This is a genomic window from Paenibacillus sp. FSL H8-0537 (assembly GCF_038051995.1).
Classification (GTDB): domain Bacteria; phylum Bacillota; class Bacilli; order Paenibacillales; family Paenibacillaceae; genus Pristimantibacillus.
In genome coordinates this window covers 1183684-1201454 of record NZ_CP150290.1, presented here as the reverse complement: position 1 = coordinate 1201454, position 17771 = coordinate 1183684, and the positions used below count along the sequence as shown (strand labels likewise).

Below are 17771 nucleotides of genomic sequence, written 5' to 3'. Positions count from 1 at the left end.
AGTAGAAGTTTTGTTTTTTCTACTATCTACTATGATGGGAGCATATCCGTTAAGAAATCGTCTTTTCCCATCTATTCTAAGCCCTGTTCGAGCTCCAGCATCTCAACAAACTTAATATCGGCTGGCGCAAAGCTATAGCCTTTCAGCTCCTCACGACGAACCCAACGATAGTCATCATGATCGACTAAAATAATCTCACCGCTTACGTATGAAGCTTTATACGCGACTAGCCGGATATGAGTAGCGCCATAATAATGGTCGTTCACACCAAACCATTCATGGGGAAAAATCTCAATCTGCATCTCCTCCAGCAGCTCTCTGCGGAGACAGGACTGCGCCGATTCTCCCTGCTCGATTTTCCCGCCAGGAAACTCCCATAATCCTTCCTGCGATTTTCCTTTTTTGCGCCGAGCGATTAAGAGCTGATTCTGTTCATTGCTTATAATTGCCGCTGCCACCTCGAGCATTCCAATCACATCCTCCTAAACAATCGCTTTATTCGCTGCCGGCACTAAGGCAGGAGGCATTTCCTTCTTCAAGCGCCACACAAAGCTCATCGGCTTATTCCCTTCGTGCCTAACATACTCCACTTCTCCTAAAAACATAAACGGCGACGTGAAATTATGCTCTTCCTTGTATTCACGAACGAATAAAGCAATGCGATGGCCAAGCTGCTTATGATGAATATATCTTTGAGCGGTTTTCGTCTCCTCCGAGATGCGGCTTTGAGTCTGCCAATGGAACAAACGCTCGTTAATCGCATAGTCTTCGTATAGGGTGGACGGCGAGAAATCCTTATCTGATTTATTGAGCGTGATAAAGAAAATATCCGTCCCCTTATCCTCCAAATATTTCACGCCTTCACGGAAGCTTGGCGCCTTATCCTCGTTCCAAACCCCAAAAGCCGCTAATATTTGATTGGTCGAATACCTGCAATGCAAATCTAATGGACACGCATATGGAAAAGCATTGGACTCGTCAACGAAATTTATATGCTTCATATTATAGGATAAAATATCAATGATCTCTTCCCGGAACGCTGGGCAGGAAATAATAAATTGAATGCCCTGCTCCATACTCGTAAAGCCTTGCTTGCTAGGCTCAGATGAATAGAACGTGTAGTAGAACAGATTCAGCATGAGCAGCTCTTCTTCTGTAGCCGCGATTTTTTCACCAGATAGGTAAGCAATGAGGAACTTTAATAGCCTACGCGAGTTAAGGCTTAGCAAGGCAGGCAATCGTTTGACTAAGTGATCCTCCTGCTCCATTTCGAAAGCATCTAGAACCTCTGCTTCTACCATCAACCCTCGAAAGGAACGTTTTCCTGTTCTCCCGCCATAAAGCTCCTGCAAGGTCATCCCATGGTAATGGGCAAAATTCTCAAGGCTCAGCTCAAGTCCCGTGTCCCCTTCAAAATATTTCAGCTTATAAATCAGGCTTCGTCTGTTTATCGTTGCCTGCTTCAAATTATATAGAATGAAGGTTTTGGCCAGCTTCTCTAGCTGAATAAAGCTGCCCTTCGGCAGACTCGAAAAACCATGCTCTACATAATGCTGGACAGAATGCTTCGTCTTTCCCAATATCGCTCGAAACTTATCCTGAAAATTGTAATCCTTATGCGATTGGCCAATAAAATCGAGAACCGTCAAGCATTCCTTCCCTTCCGCTAACCGAAGGCCCCGGCCTAATTGCTGCAAAAATACCGTCAAACTTTCCGTCGGGCGCAGGAACAACACCGTATTCACTTCTGGTATGTCGACACCCTCATTATAGAGGTCTACGACAAAAATCATTTTTAGCTCGCCATTTACGAGCTTATGCTTGACTTGGCTCCGGTCCTGTTCACTTGAACCGCCATGCAACGCTTGCGCTGGAATACCCGCTTCATTAAACACTTTAGCCATATAAAGCGCATGGTTAACCCCTACACAAAACCCAAGTCCCTTCACATCGTCTACATCGGTCACATATTTTTTCAAGCTGTTAATAATTTGTGTGGCTCGAATTTTGTTGTTCGTATATAGGTTCTCAAGCTCCTGCAGATCATAGCCACGTCTTGACCATTTCACTTGAGACAGATCCACATGATCGCTCACCCCAAAGTATTGAAAGGGACAAAGCAATTTTCGATCAATCGCATCTGTCAGACGAATTTCCGCAGCAATCGTATCGTCAAAATAATGCAGAACATCCTTGCCGTCCATCCGTTCAGGCGTTGCCGTTAGACCCAGTAAGATGCTCGGTCGGTAATGCTTTAACAGCTTCTGATAAGTTGGCGCCGCAGCATGGTGAAACTCATCCACTATAATAAAATCGTAGTAGTCTGCTGTTGTATGCTCCGTTAACTTAAGTGTATTAAAGCTCTGAATACTGATAAAAAGGTGATCAATAGACCCAGCCTGATGACTCCCGACATGCAGCTCACCAAAGTTCAAGTCCTTCAGAACAAAGCGAAACGTGTCCAGGCTTTGCTTCAAAATCTCTTCCCGATGGGCCACGAATAACAGCCTGGCTCGGGCATTCCGCTGTGTAAAACGTCGGTAGTCAAAAGCGGAAATGACCGTTTTGCCTACACCTGTAGCGGCGACAAGCAAATTTTTCGACCTGCCGTATAACGTTCTCTCCGCTTCCAGCTTCTCAAGGATTTCCTTCTGATAATCATAAGGCATAATATTGAAAGCAAAATACATCGTTTCTTGATTCGAAGCATTTTTATCCCGTTTTCCAAGTGCTTGCTTCAGTCGGTCTTCATGCTCCGGATCGTTAACTGAATAGCTGGCAAACTCACGATCATTCCAATAGCTTTCGAAGGTCGCTTCGATTTTTTTCAGCACGTCGTAGGAATCCTTCTCCGTTACCTTCAAATTCCACTCTAGCCCACTTGTAAGCGCAGGATTCGAAAGATTGGATGAACCGACATAAGCGGTCGTAAATCCCGTATCCCTTTTGAAAACATAAGCTTTGGCATGCAATCTTGTACGGCTGCTATCATAGGAGATTTTAATTTCCGTATTAGGCAGCTTGCTCAGCTCCATAACCGCCTTGAAATCTGTCGCTTCCATATAGGTAGTCGTGATTACCCGCAGTTGCCCGCCTCGTGCGGTAAATTGCTCAAGCTGCTCCATGAGACAACGAAGCCCACTCCATTTGATAAAAGAAACGAGAAATTCAATGCGATCCGCCGTTACAATTTCCTGCTTTAATTCGTTCAACATATTGGGCTCGGCATGTGAGCCTGTGAAAAGCGAGCTTTGAGATAGCGGCGTTGTTGGACGTACGACCTTATCATTTTTGATCGCACGATGAGAATTTAGCTTGGCATAAACGTAGGTAAGGATTTCCCCTTGCTCGTGCAGCTCCAGCTCCTCATAATCCTGATGATCGAGACTATTTCTGAGCGAGGCTATCATTTCGTTGCAGGCTCGAACCTGCGCCAGTACCGCTTCCTCGTCGCTGCTCGAACTCTCACGCACCAGCTTTAATGCTCGGCGAATGACAGTCGCGATATAGTTGGAAAGCAGCTTCCGCGCTTCCTCCGGATCAAGCGGCTCCTTGCCAATATCATAGGCCGACGGATCTAATGCCCCCAGCTGCCTCAACGTTCCGTTATTGATGACCTGTTCATAAAGACCTTGCTTCATGGAACACCTCTGTGTGTTTGGAATCAGTCATTAAGCATGGGTTTTCTATCTTATATTTCTTGAGGTTCTCAGATATAAACTAAATTAGTCCATAAACATAGTTGAACATATAGATATGTCTATGGCAGGTGCATCTAACCCTACAAATTTAAAATTTATTACACAAAAATCATACATGTAGGATACAAATGTAAACTGCTCATACGTTTTAAACTCAGTATATCCAAATATTTTTACTACATCATCAATAAGCACCGATTCATCACAACATATTCCGATTCTATAAATTAAATCATCTACAATTTCAAGTTCTATATTATTAAATGAATAAATGGGATACCCCGTATCGTCTATTATTCTAATATCTTCAAATCTAGATTCATCAAATTTACTGCCTAATGGAATCCCTTGGAACGCCCTATCTGTCAATACATCTTTAATTTTATATAAAAATTCATACTTTTTCTCCACTTTGTCCTCCGCTATCAATAAAATCCGAGTTCTATAATAATCATACCAATATCCACCAAAATAGTATATCCATGAGTCGAAGAATGTAGAAAAGAACCTCCTATACAGGAAGTTCTTCACTTTGTTATTTGAATTAGGAGCTTAGTACAATCATCCCATCTCAACCACGCCACGCACTCCAGATGAGCGGGTTGACTTATTCACTATTTCAATCAGCCGTACATTTCCATCAATTTCAACCGTATTTCCAGTCAGCTTTCCGTTCATTGGATTCATTTCGCATACTAAAATCCGTTTATTCGTTACGCAAACGATTATATGTTTATTAAAGAAGGGAGTGACGCTCTGGTAAAGCAAATACTTAGTTAACGGGGCATAACTCATTACATAAAAATAATAATAGTAGGTTTCATCGGGTTCAACAGTTTGCTTCAAGTATTGATAAAAATACGGGTTTCTATTATACATTTAATCTATCCTGTTCGCATTGATATACTATCCAAATCAATTACTATTCTATACTATCAGAGCATGTTGATTAACCACTAAATGGTAGAAAAAACCTTCAACTCGTTAAAATATTTGTAGCCCTAATCTTGACTATCTACTTTTATACACCTAACCGTCAACATAAATTTGTCAGCAAGTGTATGCTCACATGAAAAAACCTCCACCACGTTATGGGGGAGGTGGCCTATTCATATAAATAAATGCTTATTTTTCTATAACTCTGGCTACCTGATGCTTGCAGTTGGAGCAACTTCCTTGAAGAATAATGCCGTGCGTGCTCGATTTTACAGAGAAATCTCTGATGGTTGTGGTGTCCAAGCAGTTGCCACACCAGACATTGCTAATGTATTTTCCACGCACATCCTCTGGTATTTTGAGCCACTCGCTCATTGCTGCATAGGAAATGACACCCGAAGCATGGTCAATATCGTCTTCTTCCTCAGCGTGATCTACCCATTTGAGATCAGAATACGAGCCTGCCAACGAGTCATGTATTCCCCAGCATTCACAATCAGGTGTATGAACAATAGCCTTCACGCGGTCTTTATATTTTTCAAATAGGTCGGGTGTTTTCTCTTTATTCAATAGCTGAATGACTTCTTCATAAGAATCAGTGAAACAGTCTCCCATGTCTTCGAAAATGTTAGCCTGCTCATGGATATACTGGACCACCACTTCACAGAAGTAAACCAATAATTCAAAAGGCCAAATCGTACCCTTCCCAATCGTTTTCAATTCAGTGAGAGCTAGTTTTACTTTAGATACCCTTAGCTTGGGCAATCCACGTGTTGGATAAAACTCCTTGTAAATTCGCTCTTTGGATGCATTAATCATTTCGAGTAAGGCCGATTCGCCTTCCAGTTTGACAGAAACATATACCTGAGCATCTTTATTGGTTTTGACTGTCTCGTACAACAGATCAATAAGTTCATCTTTCGAGCAATCACTAAGCTTGCGTTTGATTTTAGCAGGAGTCAACAATACAATCATCCTCGCATATCGCCATAAAACGGCCTTTATTTGACTTTTCCAAACAATATCGGAAGCCCATCCGAACATTTTATAATGAAAGAATACAATTCAGAATATAGTCTTTATGATTGATGGAAAATATGAAACCTAAGCTAGATGTAATACTAAGCTCTTCTCAGCAGCATGTTTGAACTCCGTTTCATGAACGTGATCTTTCAATATTTTTGTATGCAGTCCTACTTGTACTTGTCTATATTACCTGTAAAGCTCAATGCTAACCACAAATATCCTATTTCATTAATCTCCCCAATATAGCCTTATCACGCACTCCACATGCCATGTGCATGAAAACAATATAATGTTCCCACACTCAACCTCACGATATTTTTTTGAATGCGGGAAAATATTACTGTTCCTCTTTTCCCCAAGTCCATCAATGCTTATGATCGCGATATAGCCTTACCACGCACTCCACATGTGAGGAGTGTGTAATATTGTCGAATATCTATGAGCATCTTATGTTACCATAAACAACAGATTTTCGATATTCTAGTAGTGATGATATTAAAGTCCATCGCAATTTCAATCCGCTCGTGTCGCTTGATCAATCGTTGAAAGAGTCCACGAAGTTAATTCATTTTCATAGGTTCTATCACTTCGAATAGAAATTGATTATCATTTAAATATTCTCTTATGTATGCTTGGGCGTATTGTTGTTCCTCGATCAAACTAGCTGTTTCTCTTGGATCAGAGGAATGATGGCAGTAGTTCTCGATCATGAACATAATGAAGAAACATTCCAGATACCGAACATAGTCCGCTTCCAGCGTTCTTACACTCTTGTAGCCTTGGATAAACATCCAACGATGCTTCGGCCAAAGCTCCAATAAGGTACCTGCCATATCATAAAGATAATACCCATAACCACATCTTCCGAAATCAATCGGGTAGGGTTGATCATCTTTAAAAACAATATTGCCGGTATGTAGATCTGCATGAATGAGTCCATACTTTTGATCATTTCGATGCATTACGGTAAGTTCGGATACAACCTTCTCAGCCGCAGCCTGATACGATTTCCATGCTTTTTCTGATAAAAAACGTGTATAATACCGTTCCAACTTAGCCATATCACGATTAAAACTGTCTGCTCCCCATATGGGTCTCACAAAATCAGGAGGTGGGACGAAGCTCGCAGCTGCCTCATGCAGTTTCCCCATCAATATGCCCATCTTATTAGCACAGCTGTCCGTAAAATCTCCACTTGCATGTTCTCCCTCTATCCACCGCATCATCGTGACATAGGGGCGTTTATATCCCTTTTCTGTATCTATTTCCAATACATAAGATCCATCGCAACTTGCCAGACCTTCTGGTACTGTTAGATCATCCAATTCGTTCAACGCTTGAAGCAAAATAAGTTCTGAATGGATCTCCTTCTTGCTCAATCGATCCGAATGAATACGAAGCAAATAACTTTTTTTTGAACTTGTCTCAATTTTATATGTGATTGTATCTGATAGTTGTATAAACTGAATTTGCTCCCATTCCAGGTCATACTGTTGAATGGCTAATAAAGCAACTTTCCTTGCTCTGACTAGTAACGACCGCCGTTCTTCATCTGTATCAAATCTAAAAAAATCATACATATGTTGTCCCCCTGCAATTTTGTATGAAGCAATAACCAAATAACTGTTATAAATGTTATTGTAACAATAGCAATGCCATGAAAATATATAAAGAACAAGTAAAAATTATTTTTTACACAAAAAAAGTCACATTAGAATTTAATCCAACGTGACTTTTTTTGAACTATTTATTTGAATAAACGATCTTTTTAATACTATCACTAGAAAGACCAAATCGATCTGAAAGTTGATCAATAGTTACACCGTTCGAAAATTTTTGGCAGATCTCATCGTTTCTAAGAATCAAATATTTTCTGCTACCAGAATTTTCGCCCCATTTTTTACGTAATCCTTCAGCTCTAGGGACATACACCATCCCACCATTTACATACTTCTGTATTTCTTTTAGTAATTCTTTTGGAAAGATGGTGTCAGCATTTACATACTTCATGATAGCTCGCTCCTTAAAATAGTAAAATTTTAAAGGTAGCAAAGTCTACGCTATAACAATTATCACTGTGCAGATTTAAGCGGTTACTTATCTTATTAGCTCCATACAAACAACCGCCGTTGTTCATAGAATAGACTTTGCATAGAGCATATCTCAAACCTTGCCATAGTGCCCCTCCTACTTCAACTAACTACGAAACCATAGTAGTGCTTACAATCCCTGTTACTATACAATAAGAATGTTCACGGGAAGTGGGATATCGTCTCAGTAATAACATATTACCTCACCTGAGTTAAGTCAACAAAATTAAATAATACATTTGAGCAATGCTGTCACATTTCATTTATGATTTCAGAACCATCAATATTAAGCACTCCACATGCCATGTGCATGAAAAGAATATAATGTTCCCACACACAACCTCACGACATTTTTTTGAATGCGGGAGCATATTACTGTTCTTCTTTCTCCCTCGTTCATCAATGCTTATCATCCCGATATATCCTTACCACGCACTCCACATGTGTCGTCCACGGGTAACGTCCCTGTTTTTATCGCTTCTGTTATAGTGTCAAGAATCGCAGTATTTGTGGGCATTTGCAAAGAATTTATGCTTTCTTGCCAAGGATTATTAAGCATTAACAGCACTTTTCACATCAAATTCACATCAGGTTTATAGCAGCTATTTGAAAGTGAATTGATGTTTTCTGAATCATTCCAAGCACTTTTGAATTAAATCGTTTTGTTGGCATCAATTAGCCCCCTTGTAATAGTAAAGCGTCGAAGTACTTTCAACTTCACGCATAGAGCTGAGTGTAGGCTTTTCTTGCCTACTACAGAAGCGGAAATGGTTTCTGCATATCCCCGTGTCGAAAGACGTAGCCGTTCATAAGCGGACGGAGATCGAACGTGTCGTAGGTGTTGATCTGGGCATCAACTTTGTCGCGACGGCGTATGACACGGATGGCAACACCGTCTTCTTTCGAGGAAGAGCGCTCAAACAAAAATGAGCGAACTACTAGAGGCTGCGCTCGGAGCTGCAACGCAAACAAACCCCATCGTCCGTCGCAGGTTGAAGCAAATCGGGGAGCGAGAAAACCGATGGATGACCGATGCCAACCATCAGGTCAGCAGGGCACTCGTGACACGGTATGGCGCGAACACGCTGTTTGTACTGGAGGATTTGACAGTGATTCGGGAAGCCACGGAAAAAGGTGAAGCAAGCACAACGTTATGTGACGGTATCATGGGCATTCCGCCAGCTTCGGGAGATGGTGACGTACAAGTCGCAGTTGGCGAAAGCGTTGACGATTGCCGTCAAACCGCGAAAAGAAATCGAGACAGGCGCAAGCATAGATTCCGTTGCCAAGCCTGCGGCTATGCAAGCAATGATGACCGGATCGGCGCGATGTATCTTTGTCAGAAAGGAACAGAGTACCTTCTTCCAGATGCAGGCTCAGCATGACTGGGCTTGCAGGGTAGCTGTCAGTCTGCCCATCGGTAAGCGCAAGCTTGCCTGAGGATGTAACACCACGCTCTTAGGAACGCGAAAAGATCGGAGTCGCCATGACGTTCGTACGATCGGGTAGTTGCAAGCTCCCACTTCAAATGATAGTTAAGTGGGGGTCATTGACCCGACATTTATCTACCCTATAAAAAAAGAAAGAGTTACCTTGAAGCCATTAGTTCCGCTGGCTTCAGGGTAACCCTCCGTTTGTTAACCTACTTACTCTGTTGCTCCAACATTCTCAATAAAATGATTACTGCTTCCGCTCTGGTCGCTTTTGCATCGGAATTGAATTTATTTGCTCCTGTGCCTTCTATAATGCCAAGCTTCTTCATTGCTGCTACTGTGCCTTTCGCCCATGACGAGATGTCGTTGTCGTCTGCAAAGCCGGTTGCGGCATCAGATTCGACTGCAAGTCGGAGTACCCTACCGATCATTACCGCCACCTCGGCGCGTGTAATCTCGGAATCGGGGTGGAATGAACCGTCCGCATAGCCTGTTATTAGGCCTGCTTGCACCGCTCGCGCCACCGCTGTCTGCGCCCAAGCTCCGATCTTCGACGTGTCTGTGAACGTCAATGTCGTTCCTTCTCCTTGCGCCCCCAGTGCATTCATTAACATAACAACAAATTCCGCGCGCGTCACCGTCTGATTCGGCTTAAACGTTCCGTCACGATACCCATTGACGATTCCTTCACTCACTGCTTGCTGGATCATACTCTCTGCCCAATGTCCCGTAGTATCGCTAAAGTTAAGCTTTACTTCGTAGGATTTGCTTACAGCCAACACCGCATATTTTGTAAAGTGATTTACCTCTACGGAAATTTGATTGCCGTTAACCACGCCCCCGACTTCCACCCATTCCTTCTTCACTTCGTCATAGAAAAATATTGCAGCTCTTTGGTCGTTCTTAAGAATTGATGGCTTAAAATTAAAGATTAGCGTTACCGGTTTGCTGAAGTTCTCCGAGAAATTTTTCAATATCTCATAGACCGGGCTGGCTAGTAACTCTTTTTTCGTTAGAAGGTGTTGAGTGTCCAGCAATTGTTCAATCGTTAATTTCAATTCTTTGTCTGTTGCATTTGCCGGTATATCGATTTTAATCGATTCCCCCAAACTAACTTCGCCCGCCTTACCCGCAGGAAGCAATAATTCACCGTTCTCTGAGATTACTTTGTTATCAGTTGGTGGTGTTGGATCCAGTGCTGGTGATGTCGGTGCAACTGCCGCCGCTCGTGTCACCGTCACCGTGTACGTCTTCGTCGTTGTGCCGTCCTCTGCCGTCACCACCGTCGTGATCGTGTTGCTCCCAACGTTCAAGTTAATCGTTCCAGACGTTGCTCCGCTCGCAACTGCTATGCCGTTCACCTTCACCGTCGCGTTACCGTCCGACACTGTCGGTGTTGCGGTGATACTGCTCACGCCATTAGCCACGCTCGCCGTGTAGCTTGTCGTGCCAGACGCAAAAACCGGGCTCAGCGTTCCGCTCGATAACGACAAGCCGCTCAAGTCAGCGTTACTGCTTAGCGCTGCCGCCGCTCGTGTCACCGTCACCGTGTACGTCTTCGTTGTCGTGCCGTCCTCTGCCGTCACCACCGTCGTGATCGTGTTGCTCCCAACGTTCAAGTTAATCGTTCCAGACGTTGCTCCGCTCGCAACTGCTATGCCGTTCACCGTCACCGTCGCGCCGGCGTCCGATACCGTCGGTGTTGCCGTGATGCTGCTCACGCCATTAGCCACGCTCGCCGTGTAGCTTATCGCGCCAGACGCAAACACCGGGCTCAGCGTTCCGCTCGATAACGACAAGCCGCTCAAGTCAGCGTTACTGCTTAGCGCTGCCGCCGCTCGTGTCACCGTCACCGTGTACGTCTTCGTTGTCGTGCCGTCCTCTGCCGTCACCACCGTCGTGATCGTGTTGCTTCCCACGCTCAAGCTAATGTCTCCCGATGCTGCTCCGCTCGCAACTGCTATGCCGTTCACCTTCACCGTCGCATTGCTGTCCGACACCGTCGGTGTTACCACAATGCTACTCACGCCATTAGCCACGCTCGCCGTGTAGCTTATCGTGCCAGACGCAAACACCGGACTCAGCGTTCCGCTCGATAACGACAAGCCGCTTAAGTCAGCGTTGCTGCTTAGCGCTGCCGCCGCTCGTGTCACCGTCACGGTGTACGTCTTCGTTGTCGTGCCATCCTCTGCCGTCACCACCGTCGTGATCGTGTTGCTCCCCACGCTCAAGCTAATGTCTCCCGATGCTGCTCCGCTCGCAACTGCTATGCCGTTCACCTTCACCGTCGCGCCGGCGTCCGATACCGTCGGTGTTGCCGTGATGCTGCTCACGCCATTAGCCACGCTCGCCGTGTAGCTTATCGCGCCAGACGCAAACACCGGACTCAGCGTTCCGCTCGATAACGACAAGCCGCTTAAGTCAGCGTTGCTGCTTAGCGCTGCCGCCGCTCGTGTCACTGCCACTGTGTACGTCTTCGTTGTCGTGCCATCCTCTGCCGTTACCACCGTCGTGATCGTGTTGCTCCCCACGTTCAAGTTAATGTCTCTCGATGCTGCTCCGCTCGCAACTGTTGTGCCGTTCACCTTCACCGTCGCGCCGGCGTCCGATACCGTCGGTGTTGCCGTGATGCTGCTCACGCCATTAGCCACGCTCGCCGTGTAGCTTATCGCTCCAGACGCAAACACCGGGCTCAGCGTTCCGCTCGATAACGACAAGCCGCTCAAGTCAGCGTTACTGCTTAGCGCTGCCGCCGCTCGTGTCACCGTCACTGTGTACGTCTTCGTTGTCGTGCCATCCTCTGCCGTTACCACCGTCGTGATCGTGTTGCTTCCCACGCTCAAGCTAATGTCTCCCGATGCTGCTCCGCTCGCAACTGCTATGCCGTTCACCTTCACCGTCGCGCCGGCGTCCGATACCGTCGGTGTTGCGGTGATACTGCTCACGCCATTAGCCACGCTCGCCGTGTAGCTTATCGCGCCAGACGCAAACACCGGACTCAGCGTTCCACTCGACAGACTCAACCCGCCTAAGTCAGCGTTGCTGCTTAGCGCTGCCGTCGCTCGTGTCACCGTCAATGTGTATGTGTTCTTCGACGTGCCGTCCTCCGCTGTCACAAGTATCGTGATCGTGTTGATACCAACATTCAGGGTAATCGCACCCGATGCACTGCCGCTTGCCACCACCGTACCATTTACTGTTAGCGTTGCCTTGCTATCTCTCGCCGTCGGTGTAACCGTGATGTTGCTCACGCTGTTCGCCACGTCAGCAAAGTATTTCGTATAGTTCGCTGGGTCTTCCATAGGTGTGCCGCTTGATAACGTCAAACCGTTGTGTTTTAAAACCGAGTCATTGCCAAGCAAACGCGTCACCGTCAACGTGTACGTCTTCGTCGTACCGTCCTGCGCTGTCACCAGTACTGTGATCGTATTACTGCCCAAGTTCAAATTTACCGGGGACTGGCTGCCACTTGTTACTACCGTCCCGTTCACCTCCACCGTCGCCCAGATGTCAGACAATACCGGCTTTACCAGGAGACTAGTCACACCATATAAGTTGCCTAACGCATAGCTGATGTTGCCAGGTTCAAAATCAATGTTATAAGGAATAACACCATTCTCTTGGTAAAAAGTCAAATCACTCAAATCCGCATTGCTGTCCCTCTGTCGTGTCACCGCCACCGTGTACGTCTTCGTCGTTGTGCCATCTTCTGCCGTCACCACCGTCGTGATCGTGTTGCTTCCCACGCTCAAGCTAATGTCTCCCGATGCTGCTCCGCTCGCAACGGCTATGCCGTTCACCGTCACCGTCGCTCCGTCGTCCGATACCGTCGGCGTTGTCGTGATACTGCTCACGCCATTCGCTACGCTCGCCGTGTAGCTTGTCGTGCCAGACGCAAACGCCGGACTCAGCGTTCCGCTCGATAACGTCAAGCCGCTTAAGTCAGCATCGCTGTATTGTATAATCCTTCCATTATCCCCCACCGCTACATAAGTGCCGTTAGCGGAGATGACACCTATAAGCGAGTCCGTGATTCCTGACGAGCGACTCGTCCAGGTTACCCCGTCGCTGGAGGTCAATATACGTCCGCTGTGCCCCACCGCTACAAAATTACCATCGTCGTAATTCACAGCTCGAAGATGATTCGCGATGCCCGACGTGCGGCTTGTCCATGTCAACCCGTCACTGGAGGTCAATATCGATCCTGCTGTTCCCACCGCCACATACATGTTGGCGTCGTTGCCGACGACATTGGTTAGATTATCTGTAAGCAATGGGGATGTTTGATCCGTCCAGTTCACTCCATCACTGGATATCAAAATCGTTCCTTCGCCTCCCACTGCTACAAATTTGCCATCGGTGTACGTGACAGCATGTAGTTGATTCGTGGTGCCTGACGTGCGGACCGTCCAGGTCTCTCCATCACTGGAACTCACTATCGTTCCACTATCCCCCACCGCCACAAATTTATCAGTACCATAGCTGACGCCCCTTAATATATCCGTAGTACCCGCTTCAGCTGTGTGATCCGTCCAGTTCACTCCATCAATGGAGTTCAACACTTTTCCAGAGTTCCCCACCGCTACAAACTTACTGTTACCGTAGGTGACAGCGTTAAGTGTATACAAGCCGGACCTACGGATCGTCCAGAATGCTCCGTCTATAGAGCTCACTATCGTTTCATCTAGCCCTACCCCAATAAACATACCACTACCATAGGAGACGCTATATAGAGAATTCCCAGTCCCAGACGTTTGACCCGTCCAGGTCACTCCATCAGTGGAAGTCAATATCCTCCCATTGTAGCCCACCGCCACTAACTTATTATTACCGTAGTTGACATCATAAAGATAATTCGAGGTGCCCGATGGACTGCTTGTCCAGCTTGTTCCGTCACTGGAGGTCAATATCGTTCCAGCTTGCCCCACAGCCACAATCTTGCCGTTTCCGTAACTAACGCTCAATAAACGATTATAAGTCCCCGACGTTTGCTCCGTCCAGGTCACTCCATCAGGGGAAGTGAATATCTGCCCATTGTAGCCCACCGCAGTATACTTATCATTGCTATAGATAACATCAGTAAACTCATAAATGGTGCCCGACGTTTGGCTTGTCCAGCTCACTCCGTCACTGGAGGTCAATATCGTTCCTTCGCTTCCCACTGCCATAAACATACTGTTAGCATAGATGACGGAATTTAAAGACTCCAAGGTGCCCGACGTTTGGCTTGTCCAGCTCACTCCGTCACTGGAGGTCAATATCGTTCCTTCGTATCCCACTGCCACAAACTTATCGTTGGCATAGATGACAGAATAAAGATAAAGCAAGTTTCCCGGCGTTTGGCTTGTCCAGCTCACTCCGTCACTCGAGATCAATATCTCACCAAATTGCCCCACTGCCACATACTTACCGTTGCCGAAGCTTACGTCACTTAAATCTAACAGTGTCCCCGACGTGCGGCTCGTCCAGCTTACTCCATCACTAGAGGTCAATATCGTTCCGTTGTCCCCCACTGACATATACATACCGTTCACGTAGCTAACGCCATTCATATCTTGACTCGTGGGTATCGGACTCCGAATATTCCACTGATCATAAGAAGCTGCCGAAGCCAACGCTGGAATCATGCCTACCAAAATGAATAATAAGGTTAATAAGAAAAAAAATCGTCTGATCATAGTTTCTTCCACTCACCTATTCCTAATTAATATTGAGCTTACTTAGAAAAGTATAACAATGACAAGGAGTTGAATTCTTAACGAATTCTTAACGAAATTTAAAATGTATATCTGTGCTACACTTTCTTCTGGCAACCTGATATATTTTAATAAAAAGTGATAACTATGGAGAGTGACCTACCCCTGATGAATTCAGACAAAATTTTAATCGTTGACGACGAACCCGAAATCCGTCAGCTCATCCGCATTCACGTCGAACATGCTGGAATGGAAGCTTTCGAAGCTGAATCAGGACATGAAGCAATAGCGCAACTAAAGGGAACTCCCTTTAGCTTGATGATTCTCGATCTGATGATGGATGACCAAAACGGATTCGAGGTCTTACACTATCTACGAGAGAATGAATTGGAGCTACTAGTCATCGTGCTTAGTGCCAGAAGAAACGAAGAAGACAAAATCACCGCACTCGGTCTTGGCGCAGTAGATTTCGTTACAAAACCCTTTAGCCCACTGGAGCTTATTGCCCGTTTACAAACCAATCTCAGACGACTACGTCCCAAAGCTCCTCTCAATACCGCTGTGATTCAACTGAATAATTTGAAGCTCGATGTTGACAATCTACTCCTTATTAATCATGGAGAAAGCTTTACCTTGACCCAGATGGAGTGCGAACTCCTTCAATTGTTTATGAGAAATCCTGATCGCGTACTAACCAAAAGAGAAATCTATCAGCAAATCTGGAATCACGAAAATTATGATGATAACACGTTAAGCGTTTTTATGAATCGGCTACGCAAAAAGATAGAACCTCTCCCCTCTTCTCCACACTATATTCATACTATTCGAAGTGTAGGTTATCGTTTTTCGGGAGATGGACTATGAAACTTCGTACAAAAATGTGGATTTTCGTCATTTTGAGTTACGTAATAAGCTTGGTTGTATTCCTCATTCTCATCAAAACAATAGCGAATGTCGCAAATGATGGATATTCCTTGCATATTCTAGACAATATTGCACATTTCGCACTGGAATCCGCGCAGGAGCAGCAAGTATTCAGTAAGCATGGAATTGAATCAGCTTTAACGCCTTTTTCCAAGGAGCATCCAAAAATCCGTTTTGAATGGATCGCCTCTGATGGCACAGCGATATACGACTCTTCCGGCATCATGAACCACTATCAATTTAAAGAACTGTTCGATCGATTTCTCGACATGAGGTATACACTATCAACCGACGGAAATCAGGTTTCACTGGCCTATGCATCAGAACAGAATGGAGAAACCTATTATTTACTAATGGGATTGCCTGCTGATGCGTTAAAGCCAGGCCAAATGTATTTCTACGTTCGTTCCTTCTCCGTATATTTTATTTTTGCATTACCTATATTGGTCGCATTTTTAATACCATACATACTATCTTCATGGTATTTTCACTCCATTAATCGACGTATCCGCAAGTTAAATATGGCGTTGAATCAAGTTAATATCCAAACGAATGTAATGGAACTGAAGGATAACTCCAAGGATGAAATCGGCCATCTCACTCGGCATTATAATGACATGACTCGAAGAATACGAACACAAGTCAATCAAATCGAACAATTGGAGAATAATCGCAAGCTCTTACTGTCTAATTTATCCCACGATTTGCGAACACCTTTAACTATGATGCTTGGCTATGCTGAGTTGATTCGAACTGGCCATTACAAAGATGAGAAGGATCTGCAAACCAGCGCCAAAATCATTCTTCAACGCTCCCGATACATGGCCAAGCTTCTTGATCAAATACTCGACGTTTCACGACAAGAAACCGATAAGCTGGAAATCCATTTCTCCTCCTATAACTTATCCGAGCTTATTCGAAAAATTGCTTCTGATTACCTTTTTGTTATAGATGAACAGGAATTGTTATTTGAGGTAGCCTTACCGGAAATGGAGGTTTTTGCATGGATTGATGCTTCATTAATCGAAAGAATGCTCCGCAACTTGCTAGATAATTCCATTCGTTATGGGAAGGATGGACACTTTCTCCACATCGAGCTGATTGAGGAAGAACAAACTGTGTGTATTGTAGTGAAGGATAAAGGTGCAGGAATTCCTCCAGCAGAACAGGAGCGAATCTTTGATCGGTTCTATCGTGTAGATCGGGGAAGAAAGGGTGAAGGCCTTGGCATCGGACTATCTATCGTAAAGGGTATAGTCGAAGCGCATCAAGGCAATATTCAACTGACGAGTATCCCCTACGAGGAGACTACATTTCTAATTAAGCTGCCGAAGAACTAGATGAGTTAGAGAAGCGATGCCTACACCTGTAGCGGCGACGAGCAAATTTTTCGACCTGCCGTATAACGTTCTCTCTGCTTCTAGCTTCTCAAGGATTTCCTTCTGATAATCGTAAGGCATAATATTAAAAGCAAAATACATCGTTTCTGGATTCCAATCCTTTTTATCCCGTTTGCCAAGTGCTTGCTTTAGACGCTCTTCATGCTCCGGTTCGTCAGCAGAATAACTGGCAAACTCACGATCATTCCAATAGCTCTCGAAGGTCGCTTCGATTTTTTTCAGAACGTCGTAGGAATCCTTCTCCGTTACCTTCAAATTCCACTCTAGCCCACTTGTAAGCGCAGGATTGGAAAGATTGGATGAACCGACATAAGCGGTCGTAAACCCCGTATTCCTTTTGAAAACATAAGCTTTGGCATGCAATCTTGTACGACTGCTATCATAGGAGATTTTAATTTCCGTATTAGGCAGCTTGCTTAGCTCCATAACCGCTTTGAAATCTGTCGCTTCCATATAGGTAGTCGTGATCACCCGCAGTTGCCCGCCTCGTGCGGTAAATTGCTCAAGCTGCTCCATGAGACAACGGAGTCCACTCCATTTGATAATGGAACAAAAAAAAGAACAG

Annotated in this window: 11 protein-coding genes and 1 pseudogene; 3 read left to right on the top strand and 9 right to left on the bottom strand. The window is 45.0% G+C overall.

Annotation, left to right across the window (positions count from 1 at the left end; genetic code table 11):
- Window positions 1-71: 71 nt before the first annotated feature.
- From MHB80_RS04935 to MHB80_RS04905, 7 genes are all read right to left on the bottom strand, one after another.
- Window positions 72-467: a (deoxy)nucleoside triphosphate pyrophosphohydrolase gene (locus tag MHB80_RS04935; RefSeq protein ID WP_341281130.1), complete on the bottom strand. Its 396-nt coding sequence runs from the start codon at window positions 465-467 to the stop codon at window positions 72-74.
- Between the two features lie 15 nt (window positions 468-482).
- Window positions 483-3641 (bottom strand): DUF3427 domain-containing protein, encoded by a 3159-nt coding sequence (locus tag MHB80_RS04930; RefSeq protein WP_341281129.1) that lies wholly within the window; start codon window positions 3639-3641, stop codon window positions 483-485.
- Window positions 3642-3725: 84 nt separating this feature from the next.
- Window positions 3726-4112 carry a hypothetical protein gene (locus MHB80_RS04925; protein WP_341281128.1) on the bottom strand — a complete coding sequence of 129 codons (387 nt, stop codon included), beginning with the start codon at window positions 4110-4112 and terminating at the stop codon, window positions 3726-3728.
- Window positions 4113-4262: 150 nt separating this feature from the next.
- Window positions 4263-4580, bottom strand: a complete 318-nt coding sequence (locus tag MHB80_RS04920) for a hypothetical protein (RefSeq protein WP_341281127.1) — start codon at window positions 4578-4580, stop codon at window positions 4263-4265.
- 246 nt (window positions 4581-4826) lie between these two features.
- The gene (locus MHB80_RS04915) at window positions 4827-5612 is read right to left on the bottom strand and encodes a DUF6155 family protein (protein ID WP_341281126.1); all 786 of its coding nucleotides are present in this window, start codon (window positions 5610-5612) and stop codon (window positions 4827-4829) included.
- A gap of 611 nt (window positions 5613-6223) precedes the next feature.
- Window positions 6224-7243: a phosphotransferase gene (locus tag MHB80_RS04910; protein WP_341281125.1), complete on the bottom strand. Its 1020-nt coding sequence runs from the start codon at window positions 7241-7243 to the stop codon at window positions 6224-6226.
- A gap of 163 nt (window positions 7244-7406) precedes the next feature.
- Window positions 7407-7673, bottom strand: coding sequence for a CD3324 family protein (locus MHB80_RS04905; RefSeq protein WP_341281124.1), 267 nt, complete (start codon window positions 7671-7673; stop codon window positions 7407-7409).
- Between the two features lie 1214 nt (window positions 7674-8887).
- Here MHB80_RS04905 and MHB80_RS04900 point away from each other — a divergent pair.
- Window positions 8888-9193, top strand: a complete 306-nt coding sequence (locus MHB80_RS04900) for a hypothetical protein (RefSeq protein WP_341281123.1) — start codon at window positions 8888-8890, stop codon at window positions 9191-9193.
- Between the two features lie 202 nt (window positions 9194-9395).
- Here MHB80_RS04900 and MHB80_RS04895 read toward each other — a convergent pair whose 3' ends face one another.
- Window positions 9396-14864 (bottom strand): cadherin-like beta sandwich domain-containing protein, encoded by a 5469-nt coding sequence (locus MHB80_RS04895; RefSeq protein ID WP_341281122.1) that lies wholly within the window; start codon window positions 14862-14864, stop codon window positions 9396-9398.
- Window positions 14865-15050: 186 nt separating this feature from the next.
- Between MHB80_RS04895 and MHB80_RS04890 the strand changes: the two genes are divergently transcribed.
- Together MHB80_RS04890 and MHB80_RS04885 are read left to right on the top strand one after the other, a co-directional pair.
- Window positions 15051-15746 (top strand): response regulator transcription factor, encoded by a 696-nt coding sequence (locus MHB80_RS04890; protein WP_341281121.1) that lies wholly within the window; start codon window positions 15051-15053, stop codon window positions 15744-15746.
- On the top strand, window positions 15743-17146 hold the full coding sequence (locus MHB80_RS04885; protein ID WP_341281120.1) for a HAMP domain-containing sensor histidine kinase: 1404 nt from the start codon (window positions 15743-15745) through the stop codon (window positions 17144-17146). The genes MHB80_RS04890 and MHB80_RS04885 overlap by 4 nt, the downstream gene beginning before the upstream one ends.
- An 18-nt stretch (window positions 17147-17164) precedes the next feature.
- Here the strand turns inward: MHB80_RS04885 and MHB80_RS04880 are convergent.
- Window positions 17165-17749 (bottom strand): annotated as a pseudogene (locus MHB80_RS04880) (phospholipase D-like domain-containing protein); the annotation flags it as partial.
- Window positions 17750-17771: the final 22 nt, after the last annotated feature.